The organism is Exiguobacterium sp. S3 (genome assembly GCF_018617295.1).
GTDB lineage: Bacteria > Bacillota > Bacilli > Exiguobacteriales > Exiguobacteriaceae > Exiguobacterium > Exiguobacterium profundum.
Map to the genome: position 1 here is coordinate 269,593 of NZ_JACSJW010000002.1, position 22,822 is coordinate 292,414.

The 22,822-nt window shown below is 49.9% G+C and carries 17 protein-coding genes, 1 other RNA gene, 1 pseudogene and 1 other annotated feature; of the genes and pseudogenes, 13 read left to right on the forward strand and 6 right to left on the reverse strand.

Annotated features, from left to right (window positions below; genetic code table 11):
- Nucleotides 1-13: 13 nt before the first annotated feature.
- Nucleotides 14-1,165 (reverse strand): FAD-dependent oxidoreductase, encoded by a 1,152-nt coding sequence (locus KNO65_RS06350; protein ID WP_214782679.1) that lies wholly within the window; start codon nt 1,163-1,165, stop codon nt 14-16.
- Between the two features lie 180 nt (nt 1,166-1,345).
- On the opposite strand from KNO65_RS06350, the gene KNO65_RS06355 reads away from it, so the two are divergent.
- Nucleotides 1,346-3,118: a methyl-accepting chemotaxis protein gene (locus KNO65_RS06355; protein ID WP_214782682.1), complete on the forward strand. Its 1,773-nt coding sequence runs from the start codon at nt 1,346-1,348 to the stop codon at nt 3,116-3,118.
- A 35-nt stretch (nt 3,119-3,153) separates the two neighbouring features.
- On the opposite strand, the gene zupT is transcribed toward KNO65_RS06355, so the two are convergent.
- Complete coding sequence (gene zupT, locus KNO65_RS06360) at nt 3,154-4,014, reverse strand: zinc transporter ZupT (protein WP_214782686.1); 861 nt, start codon at nt 4,012-4,014, stop codon at nt 3,154-3,156.
- 211 nt (nt 4,015-4,225) lie between these two features.
- Here zupT and secD point away from each other — a divergent pair.
- The 7 genes and pseudogenes from secD (at nt 4,226) to aspS (ending at nt 15,562) form a co-directional block, all read left to right on the forward strand.
- Nucleotides 4,226-6,443, forward strand: a pseudogene (gene secD, locus KNO65_RS15875) (protein translocase subunit SecD).
- 99 nt (nt 6,444-6,542) lie between these two features.
- Nucleotides 6,543-8,837 (forward strand): single-stranded-DNA-specific exonuclease RecJ, encoded by a 2,295-nt coding sequence (recJ, locus tag KNO65_RS06375; RefSeq protein ID WP_214782692.1) that lies wholly within the window; start codon nt 6,543-6,545, stop codon nt 8,835-8,837.
- A 1-nt stretch (nt 8,838) separates the two neighbouring features.
- Entirely contained in the window at nt 8,839-9,357 is a 519-nt protein-coding gene (locus KNO65_RS06380; protein WP_015881175.1) for an adenine phosphoribosyltransferase, read from the forward strand.
- Nucleotides 9,358-9,545: 188 nt separating this feature from the next.
- Complete coding sequence (locus tag KNO65_RS06385) at nt 9,546-11,735, forward strand: RelA/SpoT family protein (RefSeq protein WP_015881176.1); 2,190 nt, start codon at nt 9,546-9,548, stop codon at nt 11,733-11,735.
- Between the two features lie 16 nt (nt 11,736-11,751).
- Nucleotides 11,752-12,195, forward strand: a complete 444-nt coding sequence (dtd, locus tag KNO65_RS06390; RefSeq protein ID WP_214782695.1) for a D-aminoacyl-tRNA deacylase — start codon at nt 11,752-11,754, stop codon at nt 12,193-12,195.
- A gap of 38 nt (nt 12,196-12,233) precedes the next feature.
- Nucleotides 12,234-12,468, forward strand: a binding site (T-box leader).
- A gap of 44 nt (nt 12,469-12,512) precedes the next feature.
- Nucleotides 12,513-13,793: a histidine--tRNA ligase gene (hisS, locus tag KNO65_RS06395; protein ID WP_214794588.1), complete on the forward strand. Its 1,281-nt coding sequence runs from the start codon at nt 12,513-12,515 to the stop codon at nt 13,791-13,793.
- Complete coding sequence (gene aspS / locus KNO65_RS06400; protein ID WP_214687837.1) at nt 13,790-15,562, forward strand: aspartate--tRNA ligase; 1,773 nt, start codon at nt 13,790-13,792, stop codon at nt 15,560-15,562. The genes hisS and aspS overlap by 4 nt, the downstream gene beginning before the upstream one ends.
- 39 nt (nt 15,563-15,601) lie before the next feature.
- On the opposite strand, the gene KNO65_RS06405 is transcribed toward aspS, so the two are convergent.
- From KNO65_RS06405 to KNO65_RS06415, 3 genes are read right to left on the reverse strand one after another with little or no spacing between them, the layout of a single operon-like run.
- On the reverse strand, nt 15,602-15,895 hold the full coding sequence (locus tag KNO65_RS06405) for a hypothetical protein (RefSeq protein WP_214782699.1): 294 nt from the start codon (nt 15,893-15,895) through the stop codon (nt 15,602-15,604).
- Nucleotides 15,896-15,951: 56 nt separating this feature from the next.
- Nucleotides 15,952-16,167 carry a hypothetical protein gene (locus KNO65_RS06410; RefSeq protein WP_214782702.1) on the reverse strand — a complete coding sequence of 72 codons (216 nt, stop codon included), beginning with the start codon at nt 16,165-16,167 and terminating at the stop codon, nt 15,952-15,954.
- Nucleotides 16,140-16,490, reverse strand: a complete 351-nt coding sequence (locus KNO65_RS06415) for an iron-sulfur cluster biosynthesis family protein (RefSeq protein WP_214782705.1) — start codon at nt 16,488-16,490, stop codon at nt 16,140-16,142. The genes KNO65_RS06410 and KNO65_RS06415 overlap by 28 nt, the downstream gene beginning before the upstream one ends.
- 119 nt (nt 16,491-16,609) lie before the next feature.
- Here KNO65_RS06415 and KNO65_RS06420 point away from each other — a divergent pair, with 119 nt between their 5' ends.
- A complete protein-coding gene (locus tag KNO65_RS06420; RefSeq protein WP_214782709.1) occupies nt 16,610-18,322 on the forward strand; it encodes an ABC transporter ATP-binding protein in 1,713 nt (570 codons plus the stop codon).
- Between the two features lie 97 nt (nt 18,323-18,419).
- Nucleotides 18,420-19,460: an alcohol dehydrogenase family protein gene (locus KNO65_RS06425; RefSeq protein ID WP_214782712.1), complete on the forward strand. Its 1,041-nt coding sequence runs from the start codon at nt 18,420-18,422 to the stop codon at nt 19,458-19,460.
- A gap of 28 nt (nt 19,461-19,488) precedes the next feature.
- Here the strand turns inward: KNO65_RS06425 and KNO65_RS06430 are convergent, their stop codons facing one another.
- Nucleotides 19,489-20,142 carry a DUF6198 family protein gene (locus tag KNO65_RS06430; RefSeq protein WP_214782715.1) on the reverse strand — a complete coding sequence of 218 codons (654 nt, stop codon included), beginning with the start codon at nt 20,140-20,142 and terminating at the stop codon, nt 19,489-19,491.
- Nucleotides 20,143-20,478: 336 nt separating this feature from the next.
- Here KNO65_RS06430 and KNO65_RS06435 point away from each other — a divergent pair, with 336 nt between their 5' ends.
- The 3 genes from KNO65_RS06435 to KNO65_RS06445 all read left to right on the forward strand — a co-directional run bounded on the left by KNO65_RS06435 (nt 20,479) and on the right by KNO65_RS06445 (nt 22,817).
- Nucleotides 20,479-21,693: a DASH family cryptochrome gene (locus KNO65_RS06435; RefSeq protein ID WP_214782718.1), complete on the forward strand. Its 1,215-nt coding sequence runs from the start codon at nt 20,479-20,481 to the stop codon at nt 21,691-21,693.
- Nucleotides 21,694-21,767: 74 nt separating this feature from the next.
- Nucleotides 21,768-21,954: non-coding RNA, 6S RNA (ssrS, locus tag KNO65_RS06440), on the forward strand.
- Nucleotides 21,955-22,049: 95 nt separating this feature from the next.
- Nucleotides 22,050-22,817: a tRNA threonylcarbamoyladenosine dehydratase gene (locus tag KNO65_RS06445; protein ID WP_015881186.1), complete on the forward strand. Its 768-nt coding sequence runs from the start codon at nt 22,050-22,052 to the stop codon at nt 22,815-22,817.
- The last annotated feature ends 5 nt before the right edge of the window (nt 22,818-22,822 follow it).

Consider the following 22,822-nt stretch of genomic DNA (forward strand, 5'->3'; position numbering starts at 1 on the left):
CTGACCATCATGGTCAGACGCTTTTTTGTGTGGCTAGAAGTTGGGGGAGAATTCTACGAGCGGCCTCTTGTCCACCATAGATGGCTCTTGAGAACGGGCCGATGATCAAATCGGCGTAAGGACCGGTCAAGTAAAGTCCAGGCTTCCATTCAAGATGCTCATTCAGGACAGGGGTGCCACATGGGGTGAGAGGTAGGTTGAATTGTTCGATCAAGGGCTGAAGAAATGTCTCTTTCACAGGGTGAGGTCTGATTCCCGTACAACAGACGACTTCTTTTCCGGCAAGTTGTTCACCGTTCACAAATAGCGAACCACTGTCCCGCTCGACTTCTCCGATGATTTGCGTCACAGCGTTCGTCTGTATGAGGCGCTTCACTTTTAAGACGAGATCGTTCGGAGCCGATCCCGGTTTTCGTTCACGGGCGATGAATGATCGTTTTGTCGTCCAGTCTTGTTTTAGACGATGGAAGTCATCTAATCCTTTCGGTCCCATAAACTGTCGATCGGCGTCAAATTGACTCACTTCGAGCGGACGTCTCGTCACAAGGGTGACACGGTGACCCTGATTGGCACGCTTCACGACATAGTGAAGTGCTGTGATGCCACCGCCGACGACAGTCACTTGATCCGATTCATCCGATTGGTCTTTTTCGAACACGTGTCGACATTGTTCGTCGGCCCATTCAGGTAACACGACATTTTCCGATTGACCGATCGCGACAATGACCGAGTCCGCGACAATGAGGCGATGATTTGTTCGGGCATGATAGTGTGCGCCATCTTTGCGGAGAGTCATCACCTTTTCATTTCCGTGGAACCGCTCATCAAGGCGATACGCGTTCCATGACGATTCGGCATGGTCGTTGAACAGTTCGAGCGATGGACGTCCGAACGTATCTTTGAAATGATTGGAACGATAGGCATAGCGCGAGGCGAACTGTTTCAACGCATGGGGATTCGAAGAAACGTGATGCACTCGGGTCGAACGCAGGTGCGACATAGAGATGGATGAAGTTTGTTGTTTCCAGTTCGATAATGGGTCAGTGAGACGGTCGACAATAATCAAATCCTCCAAGCACCCGCCTTGTTCCATATATGAGATGGCGAGGGTCATTCCGTGTACACCAGCACCAATGATTAATAACTTCGTATTTTCCACAATCATAGAGAATCCTTCCAAAGCGTAATAATTACGATTTAAAGTATACAAAGATGACTTCTTTTTGTCAAAACGAATCCGATTCAAAATTTATCCACCTCATTTCGAAAAATCGATTTGATTAATGAAAACGTTTGCACTAACCTCAAATTGAGAAGAAATCCGAGATGAAGGAGAACGAATGACATGGACGTGAAACGATTGATTAACCAGATGAAGAAGTGGAAAGGATGGAGCATAAAACGAAGTGGTACGAAACAGAGAGGACGCTCATCGCTGAGACGACGTATGTCCATCGCGCTCATTCCGACGATCATTACGCTCGTCATTGTCGGCGCGCTCGGATCTTATCAATTGAGACAATCGACTGCCGCCTATGACCGGGTACTCAGTGAAGGCACGCAGGAGATGCTGCTTGCAGAGAATCTATCATTAGCGGTGACGGATGCCGAACGCTACTTGAACTACTATATGCTTGTAGCCAATCCGAAGACGCTCATCAGTCTCCAGGGAGTTCAAGAACAACGAGACGAATTGATGGCTTCACTCAAGGCATCTTCTTCAGATGAGAAGATCTTGTCTTGGTTGGGAGATTTGGAGAAATTTAACGAGCTATTAGACCGTGAGATGAATCGTGCCGTCGAACTTCGTCAACAACAAGACGAAATTGGCTTCAAAACCGTTCTCAACACGAGTGTGACACCGACGACGGATCGGGTACGCATGACCGTGACCGACCTTGTCGAATATAAAGGGGAGCTCCTCGAGTCTGAGACGAAAGCGGTACAAGCAGATGCAGAAAGTTCAATCCTTTGGATGCTCATCATCAGCATTGGCGGTGTCGTGATTGGAGTTCTGTCTTTACTTGCCTTACAGCGCCTCTTCTTAAAACCGATCAATCGACTTGGTCGTCAGGCACGCATCATGGCAGAAGGGGATTTGACGGGAGAAGATATCGAGGTCGCCTCTAACGATGAACTAGGAGACCTCGTAACGGCATTCAATGAAATGAAGCATAACTTGGTCGGTTTGATTCGTCGGGTTGGAGAAGCGTCGGACAAAGTGACCGCATATTCTGAAGAACTTTACGCAAGCACAGACCATGTCGCGACAACGACCCAAGGCGTCTCTCGATTGTTCGAAGAGATGAATGTGGCTGCGCAAGGATCCTCGAAGCGAGCGGAAGAAGGAACGATTGGTGTCAATCAAGCGGTCGATGGATTGAATCAAATCGCTGCGGCATCGCAAGGTGTAAATGAGCAGACGATACATACACTCGAGGCGGCGAACGGTGGACTTGAGACCGTTCAATTGGCAGAGAAACGAATGCAAGAAATTCGACGTGCCAACGAGCTCACCCAACAGATGGTGAACCGTCTATCGAACCAATCGCTTGAGATTGAAAAGATTACCCGTTCCATCACGGCCATCACGGAACAGACGAACTTGCTTGCTTTAAATGCGGCGATTGAAGCGGCACGTGCGGGTGAACACGGAAAAGGGTTTGCCGTCGTCGCGGCAGAAGTGAGAAAGCTCGCTGAGGAATCGAAACAATCCGCCATTCAAATCCAGACCGTCGTCCGTGACATTCAACGTGACACGGAACAAGTCGAATCGGCGTTCGAAGAATCGAGCGTACATGTGGAGAACGGGGTATCACAAATGGGAGAAGTGGCTGAGGCGTTCCGGGAGATCGTATCGGTCATCGAAGAGACGTCGCGTCAAATGAGTGAGATTGCGGCAGCGACAGAGGAAGTGAGTGCCAACACGACTGAAGTTGCCGTCTCTGTTGAAGATATGTCGACGAACGCCGTCTCGACACAGCGTAGCGTCGAAGAAGCGGGGGCGAACGTCGAAGAACAGCTTGCTGCCATTCAAGAGATTAACGGCATCGCTGAAACGATGAGTCACATGTCGTCTGAATTAAAAGATGTCGTCCATGTGTTTAAAACGACATAACAAGTGCCCTGACGCGCGCGTCAGGGCATTGCTCGTTACATTAATAAGATAAGACTTGTCGCCATGACGATCATCCCGGCGACCATTCCATACATCGAATGGTGGGCATGCCCATATTCACGGGCGGCAGGGAGTAACTCGTCGAGTGAGATGAATACCATGATCCCACCGACTGCCGCGAACAAGAGTCCGAAGACGGTGTCGCTCAAGAACGGCATGAGTAACAAGAATCCGATGGCCGCTCCAGCTGGCTCGGCAAGCCCTGACAACATCGAAAGCTTGAACGCTTTCTTCCGTGAGCCCGTCGCATAATAAATTGGGACGGAGACGGCAATCCCTTCTGGAATGTTGTGTAGGGCGATGGCGATGGCGATGGCTAAGCCGACGGCCGGGTCATCTAGTGCCGAGACGAACGTCGCAAGTCCTTCTGGGAAGTTGTGAATCCCGATGGCGAGTGCCATGAAAATCCCCATTTTTTTAAGTCGATTTTGTACCTCTGGATGGTTGATTGGAGCCGCTTCACTTGTCGTCGTCGTTGCGAGTTCATGTGTTGTCGGGTCATTCTGCATCGACTCAACGAACTTGACTTCGTGTGGATTCTCCATTTTCGGAATGAACTTATCGATCATTCCAATCAAGAACATCCCACCGAAGAATGCGAGGACGGTGTAAATCGTTCCTGTATACTCCCCGTGGGCACCGACGAGTTCCTCGAGCGCTTTCGGGAAAATCTCGATGAACGACACGTAAATCATGACGCCTCCGGAAAATCCAAGCGAGATGGAGAGGAATGCCGTGTTCGTCCGTTTCGCAAAGAATGCGATCATACTCCCGATTCCGGTAGCAAGACCGGCGAATAGAGTAAGGAGAAAGGCATAAATAACTGTGCTGTCCATATGGAAAGACTCCTTTGATGTTTTGATGTTAGCTACATCATACATGAAGTTTTGCCCATGTGCAACATTTAGTCTTATACGCAAACTCAGTCAAACAATCTGTGAAGGTCGTTACAATTTTAGGAAAATGATTGATAAATGTTTAGAAAATTTGTAATGTTAACGAGAGAAGTTTTTATCAAGAACAGTGGTTTAGAAAGGAAATAGTCGTATGTACAAAAAAGGCAACATTGCGATTTTTGCGATCATCATGATTGCGACAATCCTGCTCGCAGTGTTCACGACACCATGGGTCGTCAAGAACACGAACCTCGGACTCGACTTAAAAGGTGGATTCGAAGTTTTGTATGAAGTACAACCGCTCGAAGACGGCGACGTCATCGACGAGTCGGCGATGAATGCAACCGTTCGCGCCATCAATAACCGAATCAACGTCCTCGGAGTTTCTGAACCGGACGTTCGAATCGAAGAAAACAATCGCATCCGTGTCCAGCTCGCGGGCGTATCGAACCAAAACGAAGCGCGCGAAGTTCTCTCGTCTACGGCACAATTGACATTCCGTGACGTGAACGACAACGTCTTGCTCGATGGGAAAGACTTGGCGCCGCGTGGGGCAGCGCTCAGCTACAACCAACAAGGACAACCGGTCGTTGAGTTGACACTTCAATCGGCTGACAAGTTTGGTGAAGTGACATCTGAGATTGCACAACTTCCAGCTCCTGAGAACCGTCTGGTCATTTGGCTCGACTATGAAGAGGGCGACACATATGAGGAAGAAGTTCAAAAAGAGAACTCGAAGATTGTGTCAGATGCTTCGGTAACGAGCCCGATCTTATCGGATAAAGCCATCATCTCAGGTGGTGGAATTGACGCGGAAAGCGGTCAACGCCTTGCGGACATCTTGAATGCAGGGGCGCTCCCGGTCAAACTTGATGAGATTTACTCGACATCTGTATCGGCCCAGTTCGGTCAAGATGCTTTAGAAGAAACGGTATTTGCCGCAACAATCGGAATAATCGCTGTATTCCTCTTCATGTTGTTCTTCTATCGTCTCCCAGGACTTGTGTCGATCATCACGCTTGTTCTGTACATCAACTTGATCATGTTGTTCTTCAACGGAATCAACGCGGTCTTGACGCTCCCAGGGATTGCGGCACTCGTCCTCGGGGTCGGTATGGCAGTCGATGCGAACATCATTACCGCAGAACGAATTAAAGACGAGCTCCGCTCTGGAAAATCGGTCTTATCGGCATTCCGTGCAGGTAACCGTCGTTCCCTCAGTACGATCATCGATGCCAACTTGACGACGCTCATCTCGGCTGCGGTCTTGTTCTATTTCGGACAAAGCTCGGTCAAAGGGTTCGCCGTCATGCTCATGATCTCAATCGGGATGACGTTCATCTCGAACGTATTCATCTCACGTTATTTGATGCACCTCCTTGTCTCAAGTCGTCTGTTCGACAAACGCAAAGGATGGTTTGGTGTGAAGGAGAGTGAAATCCGTGAACTTTAAGCTTACTGAATGGAATTACGTGAAACATATGCGCACGATGTTCTTGGTTTCGACGGCGATCGTCGTTCTCGGAATCGGTCTCTTGTTCTTCCGTGGGTTGAACCTCGGAATCGATTTTGCTTCAGGGACACGCGTCGAAGTCTTGACGGAAGAACGCGTATCGCAAGAGGAATTCACGCAAGCGTTCAACGATGCCGGTGTCGACCAAGAGATTTCAAGCGTCCAATATGCAGATGAAGGTCGCTTGGCATATGTCACATTCGTCGGTCAATTAGGGCAAGAGGAAGTCGCGAACGTCAAGACGGCGTTCACCGAACAGTTCGGGAACGACCCGAATATCAGCACCGTCTCGGCTCAAGTTGGTCGTGACTTGGCGAAAAATGCTTTGTATGCGGTAGCCGTCGCCTCAATCGGGATCATTCTCTACATCACGGTCCGTTTCCAATTCTCCTATGCGGTCGCGACCGTGGTTGCCATGCTCCACGATGCCTTCTTCATGATTGTCGCGTTCTCGTTATTTGGGATCGAGGTCAACTTGTACTTCATCGCCGCGATCTTGACCATCATCGGTTACTCGGTCAACGATACGATCGTTACGTTCGACCGGGTCCGCGAGAACATCACGTCGTATGAAAAGGAACGAAAAATCAAGTCGATGGACGTCTATGAGTCAATCATCAACAAGTCGATTCAAGAGACAATCGTACGGTCCGTGAATACGGTCATCACGGTACTCGTTACAGCGATTGCCTTGTATGTATTCGGGGCAGAGTCGATTCGCAGCTTCTCGCTCGCCCTCATCGTCGGACTTTTCATGGGGATGTATTCTTCGATCTTCATTGCATCGTATTTATGGCTCCTCATCAAACGTACGACAATCAACAAGAAAAAAGATACGCCGGTCACAGAGGCGTAACAAGTGGGTCTCCCTTCAATCGGGAGACCTTTTCAAATGTCAAGACGGCACATCTTTCACGCGGTCTGCTATAATCTACAATTGATTGGAGTGAAGGACATGTACCATTCGAAGAAACAGTGGCTCTATCCGGAAACGAATCCGGACGACGTCACGCGTTTACAAAACGAATTAAATATATCAGCACAACTGGCGACGTTGCTCGTTCAGCGTGGTCATCAAGACGTAGAATCGGCCAAGGCATTCTTGTATGCCGAGGAAGAACTCGTCTTTCATGACCCGTACTTGTTTGAACAGATGGAGAAAGTCGTCACCCGCATCAAACAGGCAGCAGACGATGGGGAGATGGTGCTCATCTATGGTGACTACGATGTCGACGGGGTCAGCGCCTCATCCGTCATGTGGCACGCGTTGACCGAAATCGGTGTCATGGCCGAGTGTTATATTCCGAACCGTTTCACGGAAGGATATGGACCGAACAAAGAAGCGTTTCAATGGGCGGCGAACGAGGGATTCACCTTGGTCATCACGGTGGATTGCGGAATTTCAGGGATTGAAGAAGCGACACTCTTGAAAGACCTTGGCGTCGATTTGATTATCACGGACCACCACGAGCCGAAAGAGACATTGCCGGACGCCTATGCGATCATTCATCCGCATATCGACCCGGGGTATCCATACGACAAACTCGCCGGAGCGGGAGTCGCCCTCAAAGTGGCACACGCCGTTTTAGGAAGAATGCCGGAAGAACTCCTTGATTTGGCCGTCCTCGGAACGATTGCCGACCTCGTCCCACTCGACGGAGAGAATCGGTTGCTCGCGAAGAAGGGAATCGCCGCACTCGAGGCTTCAAAACGTCCAGGTATCTTAGCGTTACGTGAAGTATGTGGTCTCGGTGACAGCGTGTTGAACGAAGAATCGGTCGGTTTCGCGTTCGGTCCTCGCATCAATGCCGCGGGTCGACTCGATTCGGCGATGCCGGCACTTCAAATGCTCCTAGCCGAACATGTCGAGGAAGCGCTCGAGCTCGCGAAACAGCTCGATAAGCAAAACAAAGAACGTCAAGACATCGTCAAGACAATCGCTGCTGAAGCGAAAGAACTCGTCGAAGCATCGATGACCGAGGACCGTGTACTCGTCGTGGCGAGTGAGAAGTGGAATCCTGGCGTCGTCGGGATTGTCGCATCTCGTCTCGTCGAAGCGTACTATCGTCCAGTCATCCTCCTTTGCCACGACCCTGAGACGGGCAAGGCGAAAGGGTCGGGTCGCTCGATTGATGGGTTTGACCTCTTCAATGAACTTTCGAAGAATGAAGATATCTTGCCACACTTTGGCGGACACCCAGCCGCGGCCGGGATGACCCTTCAGTCGGAACACGTCGCCGAACTACGAGAGCGACTGAATCGTCAGGCGGAGTCCATCCCGGATGACGTGTTTGTACCACGAGTCAACGTCGACTTGAAACTCTCCGTTAACGACGTTTCGCTCGATTTGATCTCAGAGATTGGAAAGCTCGCGCCATTTGGTATGGGGAACCCATCCCCTCGTGTCGTCGTCGCAGATGCGAAACTGCGTGATATTCGCCAAATCGGACGTGACGCCACCCATTTGAAAGTACAGCTCGCCGGAGACAAGCGTGAGCTCGATGGCATCGGATTTGGATTCGGACACGTTGTTTCAGAGATTTCAAAGATGGCTCATATCTCGGTGATGGGAAGTCTTCAAGTGAACGAATGGAACGGGATGCGTAAGCCCCAGCTCATGATACAAGACTTACGCGTCGATGACTTCCAGGTGTTTGACTATCGTGGGAAGAAAAAATCGATGCAAGAGTTGAAAGACTTGCCGAAAGAACAGACGTCATTCTTATCTTTCCAAGGGACGAACGAAGATTTTCCACTCCATGAAGGAGATGAACCGCTCAACCGTTTCGTCGTCTTGCTCGATCTTCCTGATGATGAAGAGGTACTCGCAGAGAAACTTCATGAAGGGGTCGAACGCATTTATTGTGCCTTCGGTCAAGGAGACTCGTTCTTTGAACGTCTTCCGTCCCGCGAGGATTTCCGAACGTATTATGTCCATATGGCGACATGCGAACGGAAAAATCTTCGTGAAAACCTGATTCGTCTGTCAAAAGAGCGAAAATGGTCAAAAAATACGATTCAATTTATGCATCAAGTATTCTCTGAACTCGAATTTCTTGTTACAATGGAAGACGGACTGCCTGGAGTCAATCCAGAAGCACCGAAACGCGATTTGACCGAGGCGCCGTGCTATCAACGCCGGATTGGGCGCCAACAACTCGAAGAGCGTTTCGTATACGCGTCATTGGCGGAGCTCAAAGAGCGGTTACAATCGTTGCGATCGAACAAGATGCAGGAGGCATACACATAAAATGGATTTCAAACAGCATATTAAAGAAGTAGCAGATTATCCGAAGGAAGGAATCAGCTTCAAAGACATCACGTCACTCATGCAAAATGGCGAAGTCTACAAGAAATCGGTAGATGAGCTCGTCGCTTATGCACGTGAACGTGGAGCCGAGTTGATCGCTGGACCGGAAGCGCGCGGATTTGTCGTCGGTTGCCCGGCAGCATATGCACTTGAACTCGGGTTCGTACCTGTACGTAAAGAAGGAAAGTTACCACGTGAGACAGTACGTGTATCATACGGTCTCGAGTACGGAACAGACATCTTAACGATGCACAAAGATTCAATCCAACCTGGACAACAAGTCGTCATCTTGGATGACTTGCTCGCAACAGGTGGCACGATTGAAGCGACGATTAAAATGATTGAACAACTCGGTGGAGTTGTGGCGGGAATCGGGTTCTTGATTGAACTCGATGGACTTGGTGGACGTGAGCGTCTCGAAGGATACGACGTGTTCTCACTCATCCGCTACGAAGACTAATTTGAACGGGAAGCGACATGCTTCCCGTTTTTGAATAGTTTTTAAGGAAAATAACCTACAACCTTTGACAGGTCGTCAGATTTTTTCGATAATGGTTATAAAAATCACAGAATCTTGAATACAAACTACTACCATGCTGCGACGAATCCGAGGCGATTGGAGCGGTTAGAAAAAGGGTGTCGAATGTTATGACCAAAAAACAAATCGTAAGTATTGAGGATCTTCTCGACGCGCTCGGGGAGTATATGGGTGACGACGATATAGCCGAAGTGAAACGCGCTTACGAATACGCAAAACTTCATCATACCGGTCAGTTCCGACGTTCGGGCGAGCCCTATATCCTCCATCCGGTCCAAGTGGCCGGCATTCTCGTTGATATCGGCTTAGATGCCACGACGATTATTGGAGCGCTCTTGCATGATGTTGTCGAAGATACGGATATTTCGTTACAGCAACTGACGGATGATTTTGGTCCGGACGTGGCCATGCTTGTCGATGGGGTCACGAAACTTGGGAAGATCAAATATAAATCGAAAAAAGAAGAACTCGCCGAAAACCACCGGAAGATGATTATCGCCATGGCAGAAGACGTGCGTGTCATCTTGATCAAACTTGCGGACCGGCTCCACAATATGCGGACGCTTCAGCATATGCCGAAAGAAAAACAAGTCCAAAAGGCAGAAGAGACGCTCGAAATCTTTGCTCCGCTCGCGCACCGGATGGGGATCTCGACGATCAAGTGGGAGCTCGAAGATATTTCATTACGTTATATCAACCCGCAGCAATACTATAAGATCGTCTCGATGATGAAACAAAAACGGACGGAACGGGAAGCGCTCGTCACCTCTGTCATCACGGAAGTGAACGGGGTTCTTGAAGAAGTGCATATCGATGCAGACGTGAACGGCCGACCGAAACATATCTATTCCATCTACAATAAGATGGTGAAGCATAAAAAAGAGTTCAATGAAATTTATGATTTGATGGCGGTCCGCATTATCGTCGATTCGATTCGTGATTGTTATGCGGTGCTCGGGATCATCCATACGCAATACAAGCCGATGCCGGGACGCTTCAAAGATTATATCGCCATGCCGAAACCGAACATGTATCAGTCGCTCCATACGACCGTGATCGGTCCGAAAGGTGAACCGCTCGAAGTCCAAATTCGGACGAAGGACATGCACTTCATCGCCGAGTTCGGGATTGCGGCGCACTGGGCGTATAAAGAAGGAAAAAATGTCTCGACGAACGGGTTCGACGAGAAGATTGCCCACCTTCGTGAGATTCTTGAGCTGCAAAAGGATACGACGGATGCCGAGGAATTCATGGAATCCCTCAAAGTTGATTTCTTTAGCGACATGCTTTACGTCTTCACACCGAAAGGGGACGTCTTCGAATTGCCGAAGGGCTCAGTCCCGATCGACTATGCGTACCGAATTCATACAGAGATCGGCCATCGGATGACGGGCGCGAAAGTAAACGGTCGGATGGTGCCGCTCGACTACAAACTCGAGACGGGTGATATCATTGAAATCATCACGTCGAAGCACAGTTACGGCCCGAGTAAGGACTGGTTGAAACTCGCGGTTTCGAGCCAGGCGAAGAACAAGATTCGTCAATGGTTCAAACGTCAACAGCGTGAAGAGAACGTCGAGAAAGGGAAAGATCTCGTCGAGGCAGAAATCAAGAAACTTGGTTTTGAACCGAAAGAGATTATCGATGAGCCGGCACTCAGTATCGTCGTCGAGAAGTTCAACTTCGGGAACGAGGAAGAGATGTATGCCGCTGTCGGCTATCAAGGCATCACTGCCGCTCAAGTCGCGCATAAGTTGACGGAGAAGCAGCGCAAAGAGCCGAAACTCGAGCTCTCTGAAGCGATCAGCGAATTGAAAGTCAGTCAGGCGCCGAAGAAGAAAACGGCAGAGGCGGGCGTGACGGTCAAAGGAATCGACAACATGCTCGTGCGTATGAGCCGTTGCTGTAACCCGGTCCCGGGCGATGAGATTGTCGGATACATCACCCGTGGCCGTGGCGTCTCGATTCACCGAAAAGACTGCTTGAACATCGTCAATGAGCAACACCCGGAGCGTCTCCTTGACGTCGAATGGGAAGTCGGACAGGCGAAAGAGAAGAACTATAACGTCGATATCGAGATCACGGGATATGATCGTTCCGGTCTCTTGAACGACGTCCTACAGGCGGTATCGGCGACGAATACGAATATCGTGGCCGTCAGTGGTCGGGGCGACCAAAACAAACAGGCCCGCATCTCGATGACGATCTCGATTCCGAACGTGAATCACTTGCAGAAAGTCGTCGAGCGCATCAAACAAATCTCAGACGTGTATTCGGTCAGCCGAGTCATGATGACGTGACGAAAGGAAGAGGAACGTGCGTATATTATTGCAACGAGTGAAAGAAGCATCGGTCACAGTCGAGGAAGAAGTCGTCGGGGCAATCAACGCCGGATACTTGCTTCTCGTCGGTGTGACACATGAAGATACAGAAGAGGAAGTGAACTGGCTCGCCGACAAGGTGACCGGGCTTCGCGTCTTCGAGGACGATCAAGAAAAGATGAACTTATCGATTCAAGATGTGTCCGGTGAAATTTTGTCGGTCTCTCAGTTCACTTTATATGGAGACACGATGAAAGGACGGCGACCTGCTTTCACAAAGGCCGCCAAACCGGACATGGCTGAGACGCTCTATGAAAAATTCAATGAGCGACTCCGGGCGAACGGGCTCATCGTCGAGACGGGACGCTTCGGGGCGATGATGGACGTCGCACTCGTCAATGACGGACCGGTCACACTCATGCTCGAAAAAAACGCTTGACAGATGCCGGCTTGATTCGGCATCATGAAGCATATAGTCAAACACCTACGATAAAGAAGAGTACGGTCAACCCACCAGCAAAGAGAGCGATGCCTAGGCTGAAAGCATCGACTGGATGATGACCCGAACGACACTTTGGAGGTGCTCCCTTGAAAATGAGTAGGGGGGGCCGTCTCATCGGGCGTTAACCGATTTCGAGTGGCAGAGTTTCAAGCAATGGCTCTGCAACGAGGGTGGTACCACGGGAAACTTACACAGGCTCTCGTCCCTTTGCGGACGAGGGTCTTTTTGTATTTTTTAAGGAGGGAAATGTGATGATGAAAGCACCACGCGGTACACAAGACCTGCTTCCGGGCACGGTCGAGACGTGGCAATATGTCGAGGAAAAACTTCGCGATATGAGCGCCCGTTACAACTATAAAGAGATCCGCACACCAATCTTTGAAACAACGAACCTGTTCACACGCAGTGTCGGTGAAACGACGGACATCGTACAAAAAGAGATGTTCACGCTCGTGAAGAAAGGAAAAGACGAGTACACGCTTCGCCCAGAAGGGACGGCATCTGTCGTTCGTGCGTTCGTGACGAACAAACTGTTCGGAAATCCGGATCAACCGACGAAGCTCTACTACATGGGACCGATGTTCCGCTATGAGCGTCCGCAGAAAGGTCGCTTCCGTCAGCTTCACCAATACGGTGTCGAAGCAATCGGCAGTAGCGACCCGGCCGTTGACGCTGAGGTCATCAGCCTCGCTTACTCGATTTACAAGTCGTTCGGGCTTCAGAAAATCAAAGTCGTCGTCAACTCGCTTGGGGACGCGGAAAGCCGCAACGCCCACCGCGATGCGCTCATCCGTCACTTCGAGCCGGTGGCAGGTGAACTTTGCCAAGACTGCCAGTCACGTCTTTACAAGAACCCACTTCGCATCTTGGATTGCAAGGTCGACCGTGATCACCCGTCGATGAAGACGGCACCGTCAATCCTTGAATATTTGAACGAGGAGTCAAAAGCCTATTTCGACCAAGTACTCGCACAGCTCGACGCACTCGGCGTCGCGTACGAAGTCGACCCGACGCTCGTTCGTGGGCTCGATTATTACACGCACACGGCGTTTGAAATCATGTCTGAGGCAGAAGGTTTCGGAGCCATCACGACACTTTGTGGCGGTGGACGCTACAACGGTCTCGTACAAGATATCGGCGGACCGGACATGCCGGGAATCGGTTTCGGGATCGGGTTGGAGCGCCTCATCCTCGCATTGGAGAATGAAGGAGTCTTACCTGAACTCGAGACCGGACTTGATGTCTTTATCGTCGCCCAAGGCGAGAAAGAAGTCGAATTGACGGCGACACGCCTCTTGCAACTCCTCCGTATGGAAGGGTTCAAGGCTGACCGTGATTATCAAGGACGCAAGTTCAAAGGACAATTCAAGCAGGCGGATCGCTTGAAAGCCAAGTTCACAGTCATCTTAGGGGATGATGAAGTCGAGCGCGGGGCAGCCGCCTTGAAAGATATGACGACTGGTGAACAAGTCGACGTGCCACTCTCGGCCGTCGCAGACAAAATTCGTGAACTATCGGAAGGAGCAGGACAATGATCGGACGCACACATATGAATGGCCGCGTGACAGAGTCACTCATCGGCCAAGAAGTACAATTAAAAGGATGGGTACAAAAACGTCGTGACCTCGGGGGACTCATCTTCATCGACCTTCGTGACCGCACGGGAATCGTCCAAGTCGTCGTTCGCCCGGAGAACGAAGCAGTCCACCAACTCGCGGAGACGATTCGTAGCGAGTTTGTCCTCGACGTGAAGGGAACGGTTCTCGAGCGTGAGAACAAGAACCCGAACATGCCGACAGGAAACATCGAAGTCATCGCGTCCGAGATCAACATCTTAAACGCGGCGAAGATGACACCAATCCCGATTGGTGACGAGGCAGAAAACGTCTCAGAAGACCTTCGCCTCAAATACCGTTATCTCGACCTTCGTCGGCCAGCGCTTCAAGAGACGTTCCGTCTCCGCTCGAAGACGTCGAACACAATCCGTAACTTCTTGACGGAGCAAGAGTTCCTTGAAGTCGAAACGCCGATTTTGACGAAGTCGACACCAGAAGGCGCACGTGACTATCTCGTCCCGAGCCGTGTCCACGGTGGTGAGTTCTATGCACTTCCGCAATCACCACAGCTCTTCAAACAGTTGCTCATGGTCGCAGGATTTGACCGTTACTTCCAAATCGCGCGCTGCTTCCGTGACGAGGACCTTCGTGCAGACCGTCAACCTGAATTCACGCAAGTCGACATCGAGACGAGCTTCATGGACATCGAAGACTTGATGGCGATGATGGAATCGATGATGGGACAAGTCATGGAATCGACGCTCGGTCGTACGGACACACCAGCGAAGTTCGAGCGCATGACACACGCGGAAGCGATGCGTCGTTTCGGTTCAGACAAACCGGATACGCGTTTTGGCCTCGAACTCATCGACGTGGCTGACGCTGTGAAAGGTGCCGGCTTCAAAGTCTTCGACGCCGCACTCGAATCAAACGGACAAGTCAAAGCAATCAACGTCAAAGGTGAGGCGGACAACTTCTCACGTAAAGACATCGACAAGCTCCAAGAGTTCACAGCGGTCTACGGTGCGAAAGGTCTCGCATGGCTCAAAGTGACAGCGGAAGGCTTGAACGGTCCAATCGCGAAATTCTTCGACGAAACGTACGCACAGAAGTTGATCGAAGCAACGAATGCAGAAGCAGGTGACCTTCTTCTCTTCGTCGCATCGAAACCAACTGTCGTCGCAGACAGCCTTGGCGCACTCCGCGTCAAACTCGGCCACGAACTTGGTCTCATCGACGAGTCGAAGTTCAACTTCCTATGGGTGACGGACTTCCCACTCGTGACGTTTGAAGAAGAAGACGGTCGCTTCTATGCGAACCACCATCCGTTCACGATGCCAAACCGTGAAGACCTTCACCTGCTCGAGACAGATCCGGCAAGCGTACGCGCGGTAGCGTATGACCTCGTCTTGAACGGTTACGAGCTCGGCGGCGGTTCACAGCGTATTTACGAGCGAGACATCCAAGAGCGTATGTTCAAATTGCTCGGCTTCACGCAAGAAGAAGCGGTTGAACAGTTCGGCTTCTTACTCGAAGCGTTCGAATATGGTACACCACCACACGCGGGAATCGCACTCGGTCTAGACCGTCTCGTCATGATTCTTGCGGGTCGTTCGAACCTTCGCGACACGATCGCCTTCCCGAAAACGGCTTCGGCAAGCTGTCTCTTGACGCAAGCACCGAGCCCGGTCGCGGACGCGCAACTCGAAGAGTTATCGATTCGTACGGCAGTAAAAGAGAAGAAATAATAAACAAGAGGAGCTATGCCGTGGCATAGCTCCTCTTGTTTATTTGGGTTGTTCAATCGAGTCAATCTTAAAGCGCATATGCTTCGGGTCCCAAATGTCTTGATCAGTATCAGAGTAGACTGTGATACGAACAAATTGTCCGACTTGATATGGCTCGTCATGAGGCAATGGAATCTCATATGCTGTCAACGTGTTCTCTTCAACAACGGTGAGTCGTTCGTTGTCGATCTCTTGAACGATTCCTGTAAATTCAGAGTCTATCTCGTATCGTTCGGAACAACCCGTCATTAGTACAGAAGTGATTCCTAAAGTGAAAAAAAGGTAATGTTTCATACGCATCAGTCCATTCGTGATGAGATGATGTACTAGAATTTGATATGGGTAGACATTTAAATTGTAGGATCATCCATTTTCTTTGCTGTTCGCTGCAACGCAAACCCGAATGCAAAGAGCGAGGCGATGACTGCGGACATCGTATAGACCGAATCGATGAATGCCAGATAGATTCCGAACAGTCCAAGACCGAAACTCACGAAAAAGAGAATAAGGAGTTTCGGATGTTGTTTCAACGTCTGTTTCATCGGCTCGGAACGTTCAACTGACAACCTGTGCCGTCTGTGACGAGTAGATTCGAATTGAACACTTGCCCGTCACTCTTCAAGACGAGCGTACGACGGTCTTCAAGGAAGTCGATTTTCATCTGTTCATCTAAAAACACTTTCGTCCAGTTTTTGATTAAAATTGGTCCAAGGTTCGAGTCGATCTCGACGTCTTCTGGTGTCGTCTCCGTGACGTATCGGATTTCGAAGATTCCACTATTCCCACAGCCACAACCTTCTGTCTCGTAAAAGAGGTGCATCTGTCCCTCGCGTTCGCCTTTCAATGCCTCGATTCGTTCGAGGGCACGATCTGTAATGTGTACATGCATGTGTATCACTCCTTACTTTTATTATACGCCGTTTGAAAAAAGAATGAAAAAGGGATGCATCCTGTTTTCCACCTTTCGGAAAAAAGCGTACACTTAATGCAGAGAAGGGGGAAGAGAGAATGATTTCACGTTTTTTTAGTTATTATCGACCACATAAAAAGTTATTCCTACTCGATTTTTCATTCGCAATTCTCGTCGGACTGCTTGAACTCGGGTTTCCGCTCGCCGTTCAATGGTTCATCGACGACTTGTTGCCGGGTGGGGAATGGAACTGGATTATCATCGTCAGCATCGGCCTGTTGATTCTTTACATATTGGCCATGATGATGCAGTATGTCGTCAACTACTGGGGACATAAGCTCGGGATCAACATCGAGACGGACATGCGGGAAGAGCTGTTCACGCATATCCATAAACAATCGTTCCGCTTCTTTGATAATCATAAGACCGGACATTTGATGAGCCGGGTCACGAACGATTTGTTCGACATCGGGGAAGTGGCGCACCACGGACCGGAAGACTTCTTTATCGCCATCATGACGTTGCTCGGTGCGTTCGGGATCATGTTCTCGATTGACCCGGAACTCGCACTCGTCACCGTTGTCGCGGTACCGTTCCTCATCATCATGATCACGTATGCGAATAAGAACATGAACAAGGCGTGGCAAAAGATGTACACGAATATCGGGGAAGTGAACGCACGCGTCGAGGACAGTGTGTCCGGGGCACGCGTCGTCCAATCGTTCACGAACGAGGCGTTCGAGATCGGACGTTTCCAAAAAGACAACAACTTCTATCGCGGCTCGAAGATTGAGGCATATCGTGTCATGAGTACGTCGCTCGCGGGTATCTATATCACGACGCGTCTTATGACGTTGCTCGTCCTTGTGTACGGGGCGTACTTAACATACGAGGGTCAGCTATCGTACGGACAACTCGTCGGGTTCATCTTATACATGAACTTACTCATCAAGCCGATTGAAAAGATCACGGCGCTTCTCGAGATGTATCCGAAAGGGATGGCAGGGTTCAAACGATTCACGCAGTTGCTCGATGAGGAACCGGACATCGAGAATCGTGCGAATGCGATTGAAGTCGAGACGTTGAAAGGCGATATCGTCTTTGACGACGTCTCGTTTGGCTACTCGGACTACCGCCAAGTGTTGACGGAAATCGACTTGTCGATTGAGGCAGGGACAACCGTGGCCTTGGTCGGAACGAGCGGGGCAGGGAAGACGACCATCTGTTCACTCATTCCTCGCTTTTATGACGTCACGAAGGGTGCCATCTCGATTGACGGGTTGGACATCCGCGACATGACGAAAGAGAGCTTACGTCGTCAAATCGGAATCGTGCAACAAGACGTCTTCTTGTTTGCAGGTACGTTACGTGAGAATATCGCTTACGGGAAACTCGATGCGACCGATGCCGACATCATGCATGCCGTGGAAAAAGCACATCTCGGTACGCTCGTCGAAGAGCTCGAGCACGGTCTCGACACACAAATCGGAGAACGTGGGTTGAAGCTCTCGGGTGGTCAGAAACAACGCATCGCCATTGCGCGCATGTTCTTGAAAAATCCGCCGATTTTGATTCTTGATGAGGCGACCTCCGCGCTCGATACGGAGACCGAGGCAATCATTCAAGATTCATTGAATGAACTGGCGGCGAATCGAACGACGCTCATCATCGCCCACCGTTTAGCGACAGTAAAGAATGCCGACCGCATTCTCGTCGTGACGGCGGAAGGAATCGTAGAAGATGGAACGCATGAAGAACTTAGCCAAAAAGGTGGCGTTTTTACGAACTTGTTACAACGTCAACAACTATGATACGAGGGCTGCCTGGTAGAGGGTGGCCCTTTTTGGCGTGATAACAGCATTTCGTGGGTAAATACATATGAACGAAAGAGAAGGAGGAAGATCCACCATGAAAGCTGTACAAGTTGTAGGATACGGGGACGTCGACCAACTTCAAGTGGTCGATATCCCGAAACCGACTCCGAAAGCGGGAGAGGTTCTAATCAAGGTACGCGCCTGCGCGATTAACAATACGGAAATATGGATGCGAGAAGGGGCGTATGGAACTGGCGAGAAGTCAGGGTGGCGCCCGGAAGGCGTGCAGTTCCCACGCATTCCCGGTTCAGACATCACAGGTGAAGTCGTCGAGCTCGGGGATGGGGTCGATCAAGCTTTGATGGGTCGACACGTCGTTTTATTCCCATTCACCTCGAGCGGACCTGAGCGGAAAGAACATTTATCGGATGATATGTCCTTTATTGGATCAGAGTATGACGGAGGCTATGCAGAATATGTCGCCTGGCCGGCCGACCTTTGTTTTGATATGCCACTTGATGATTTCGTCGAGAGTGCGGTCTTTTCTGTGAGCGGACTTACAGCATGGCATATGAACGAACAGTTACACATTCGTTCCGGTGAAACGATTGTCGTCACGGGTGCGAGCGGTGGGGTCGGTTCGCTCAACGTTCAAATTGCGGCGAACGTATTCGGGGCGAAGGTGTTCGCCATCGTCGGTGATTTGAAAAACGAGCAAGAGTTAAAAGCGTTCGGGGCGACTGAAGTCTTTTCTTATCGTTCTGAGACGCTCGCCGAGGACATCATCGCGGCGAACGGTGGTCCGGTCGATGCAGTGCTTGACGTCGTCGGGGATGCGTTATTTGATGTGTCTCTTCAAGTCTTGAAAAAAGGTGGGAAGTTCTGTATATCCGGTTCTGCTGGCGGACAGACGACCCATCTTGATTTTCGGACACTTTACTTGAAACACATCGCCATGTACGGGTCTGTGCTCGGGACACGGCATGAGTTCGCAGAAATGTTGCGCTCGATCGCTGAAGGGAAGCTAAAACCGGTCATTGACCGAACGTTCCCGCTCGAAGAGGCACGTGAGGCGCAGACGTATTTTAAACAATCCGGCAAGTTCGGAAAGATTGTCCTCATTCCGAACACATAAAAAGAGAGGGGAGCAATCCCTCTCTTTTTCATGCGAATTTTACCTTGAGACGATCGATATAGGCGATAAACAGACGGAATCGCTCTAACCAGAACTGGAAGAACGGACCGATGAGGAAGATCGACAAGACGGTACCGAAGAAAAGTGGTCCGCCGAGTGCCCAACCGATGAGACAAGCGGTCAGTTCCATCCATGTCCGCATGGCACGGACAGACGTGTTGAAACGATCTGCTAAGGCGAGCGTCAATCCGTCGCGTGGACCAGCCCCGTATCCGACAGCAACATAGAGCCCGGCCCCCATTCCTATGACAAATATCCCGAACGTGAGCCAAATGATATTCACCATCATCCCTTCAAAAACAGGGAGCCATTGCTCGTTTAAAATCAAGTTCATAAATACCCCGACAAACACCGCGTTGACGAGCGTGCCGAACTGAGGACGGACGCGGTCGAGTATGTATTTGAATAGGACGAGTAGAAGTCCGACGCATAGGATGACCGTTCCGATTGAAATCGGGAGATGGTGGGCAATCCCGATATGGAGGACGTCCCATGTGGACACCCCGAGATCTGCTGTAATCATAATGGATGACCCGAGTGCGAGTAAGAACAACCCGGTCATGAAAAGACCCCATTTGAAGAGAATACGTAAAAAGTGGATGGATCGAACGTGCACGAACATCGCCTCGTTTCAATAGAATGATTGATTTATCTTAGCATAGGCGATTGAAAAACATGAAAAAAACGCCTCAGCTAATTGGCTGAGACGCTGGATTCATTTCTTCGGTGATTTCTTTGCTTTGTTCTTTTTATAGTAATCGTAGACGAACGGTGCGACCGCCGTCGCGATTTTAATCAATGTTCCCATTTTGCTTTTCTTAGCCATTATGCTGCACCCCTTTCTCTTCTAGAAGAATATATTCCACACAATTTGATTTTGAAAACATATCTCAAGCACATTCCAGCCTCATGAAGGAGATCATAACCCATCATACTATAGAGTGGAGGAGGTCTATTGATGAAAACAATCATTTGGTACCAAAACGATTTACGTGTTGATGATCATTTGCCGCTCGAAGAAGCACTTCGCCATGACGATCCGATTGAAGGTCATTTTTTCATCAGTCCGAATCAGTTCATTGAAAATCGTTATGGCGTCATTCCGCTCGGGAACGAACGACTGCATTTCCTGAAGGAGTCATTAGAGGATGTAGCCGGCTCACTCGATGCGCTTGGAATCCCATTTTACGTGCACGTCGGTCATCCGCTCGAGACGCTCGATCCATCCGACCGTCTCTTGTTTCAACGGGCCGTCGGGTACAATGAGCGCCGACGTGAAAATGAAGTGATGAAAAGATGGAAAGGGACGTACAAGACGTTCGAAGGATTTACTTTATTTGAAAAAGAAGATATCCCATTTGAGAAAATGCCGTTTCTCTTCACAGAGTTTCGAAAAGCGGTCGAATATGATGTACGGCCTCGCGAACTGATCTCCCGGAAGGCAACTGCTGCCACACGCGAGGTGACGTTCCCGTTTTCGATTCAAGAAGTAAAGCAAGACCCAAGGACGGCCTTTCCATTCAAAGGTGGCGAATTGGCTGCGAAACGTCGGCTGAACGACTATTTGTCCGTGCCGATTCGAACGTATAAAGAAACGAGAAACGGATTTGGGGTTGATGACTCGACGAAGCTATCAGCGTATTTAGCGAACGGGTCGTTATCCACACGACGGGTGTTTTTTGAACTCGAAGCGCATGAACGAACACATGGGGTAAATGAATCGACGTACTGGTTGTACTTTGAACTATTATGGCGTGAATTTTTCCAATGGGTCGCGCTCGAACAAGGGAAAAAATTGTTTCGGTCACAAGGCATTCGGTCGAAACGAAAAGACTGGCGAGTCGATGCGGATGTCGTAGAAACATGGCGACGAGGAGAGACGGGCGTCGATTTCGTCGATGCGTTCATGCGCGAACTGAATGCGACGGGATGGATGTCCAATCGGGGACGACAAATCGCGGCCAACTATTTCGTAAAGGAGTTGAAACAAGACTGGCGCTACGGGGCTTCCTACTTTGAATCAAAATTGATCGATTACGACGTGGCGAGCAATTGGGGGAATTGGGCGTACCAAGCGGGTGTCGGAAACGACTCAAGGGACCGCCGTTTCAACATCGAGCGTCAACAGTTCACGTATGATCCGGACCGTGCGTTTCGTAACAAATGGTTGTGACCAAACTGTCACGAGAAGTCGGCGTTTCTCATTGACTTCTTTTTACAGAAGCGCTATAGTTAAATCAACAGATGGGATACCTGAGGTGTACGAGAGCCGCCTTCGTTATTTTGAGCCAACACTTTGAATACGGGAGACCGAACTGCTAACCGGATCAACTGCCTCATCACGTGCAGGAGGACTTGTGAAGGAAACGCTAGGTCACCCACCTGCATACGCAGGTTCAAAAGCAAGGCATCGTCACGGCACTCCGGGCCCCATCGATTTTTTTGTAAATACGTCGCGAGACGTCTTTTTTTTGAATATAATTCCGAGTAAAATAGTATGAGAAAATAGGATTAGTTGGAGGAAGAAATATGTTACACCAGTTTTCACGTAATGAATTGGCCATCGGCTCTGAAGGCCTTGATGCTTTAAAGAATAAAACGGTCGCGATTTTAGGAATCGGTGGCGTCGGCTCGTTCGCGGCAGAGGCACTTGCACGTAGCGGTGTTGGACGCATCGTCCTTGTCGATAAAGACGACATCGATATCACAAACGTCAACCGTCAAATCCATGCACTGTTGTCGACGGTCGGTCAACCGAAAGTCGAAGCGATGGGCAAGCGTCTCCTCGACATCAACCCGGACTTAGACCTCGTCCAATTGAAAATGTTTTATACAGAAGAGACATACGAAGAGTTCTTTGCTCAAAAGATTGACTACGTCATCGATGCATCAGACACGATCATTTATAAGATTCATTTAATCGTAGAATGTAAGCGTCGCGGCATCCCGGTCATCTCGAGTATGGGGATGGCGAACAAAATGGACCCGACACGTATTAAAGTCGTCGACATTAAAGATACGTCATATGATCCAATCGCGAAGATGGTCCGTACCCGTCTACGTAAAGAAAAAATCTACAAAGGCGTTCCCGTCGTCTTCTCAGATGAGTCTCCAATCGTGACACGCGAAGACGTGAACGAAGTCGTCGGGAAGAAAGACGCGCCGATCCGCAAAGCGAAGATGCCACCGAGCTCGAACGCGTTCGTTCCATCGGTTGCAGGGCTTGTCGCTGCCGGCTATGTCATTAACGACTTGCTTGAAAAAGCGGGCGTCGAAATCAATCGCATCCAAAAATAAAACGA

Excerpts from the sequence above, each read along its gene's own strand:
- KNO65_RS06420 (WP_214782709.1), top strand. The coding sequence starts at position 16,610 with ATGATTTCACGTTTTTTTAGTTATTATCGACCACATAAAAAGTTATTC.
- KNO65_RS06355 (WP_214782682.1), top strand. The coding sequence starts at position 1,346 with ATGGACGTGAAACGATTGATTAACCAGATGAAGAAGTGGAAAGGATGG.
- KNO65_RS06385 (WP_015881176.1), top strand. The coding sequence starts at position 9,546 with ATGACCAAAAAACAAATCGTAAGTATTGAGGATCTTCTCGACGCGCTC.
- KNO65_RS06405 (WP_214782699.1), bottom strand. The coding sequence starts at position 15,895 with ATGAAACATTACCTTTTTTTCACTTTAGGAATCACTTCTGTACTAATG.
- aspS (WP_214687837.1), top strand. The coding sequence starts at position 13,790 with ATGATCGGACGCACACATATGAATGGCCGCGTGACAGAGTCACTCATC.
- KNO65_RS06425 (WP_214782712.1), top strand. The coding sequence starts at position 18,420 with ATGAAAGCTGTACAAGTTGTAGGATACGGGGACGTCGACCAACTTCAA.
- KNO65_RS06415 (WP_214782705.1), bottom strand. The coding sequence starts at position 16,490 with ATGCATGTACACATTACAGATCGTGCCCTCGAACGAATCGAGGCATTG.
- KNO65_RS06380 (WP_015881175.1), top strand. The coding sequence starts at position 8,839 with ATGGATTTCAAACAGCATATTAAAGAAGTAGCAGATTATCCGAAGGAA.
- KNO65_RS06430 (WP_214782715.1), bottom strand. The coding sequence starts at position 20,142 with ATGTTCGTGCACGTTCGATCCATCCACTTTTTACGTATTCTCTTCAAA.
- zupT (WP_214782686.1), bottom strand. The coding sequence starts at position 4,014 with ATGGACAGCACAGTTATTTATGCCTTTCTCCTTACTCTATTCGCCGGT.
- KNO65_RS06445 (WP_015881186.1), top strand. The coding sequence starts at position 22,050 with ATGTTACACCAGTTTTCACGTAATGAATTGGCCATCGGCTCTGAAGGC.
- KNO65_RS06435 (WP_214782718.1), top strand. The coding sequence starts at position 20,479 with ATGAAAACAATCATTTGGTACCAAAACGATTTACGTGTTGATGATCAT.
- recJ (WP_214782692.1), top strand. The coding sequence starts at position 6,543 with ATGTACCATTCGAAGAAACAGTGGCTCTATCCGGAAACGAATCCGGAC.
- KNO65_RS06350 (WP_214782679.1), bottom strand. The coding sequence starts at position 1,165 with ATGATTGTGGAAAATACGAAGTTATTAATCATTGGTGCTGGTGTACAC.
- hisS (WP_214794588.1), top strand. The coding sequence starts at position 12,513 with ATGAAAGCACCACGCGGTACACAAGACCTGCTTCCGGGCACGGTCGAG.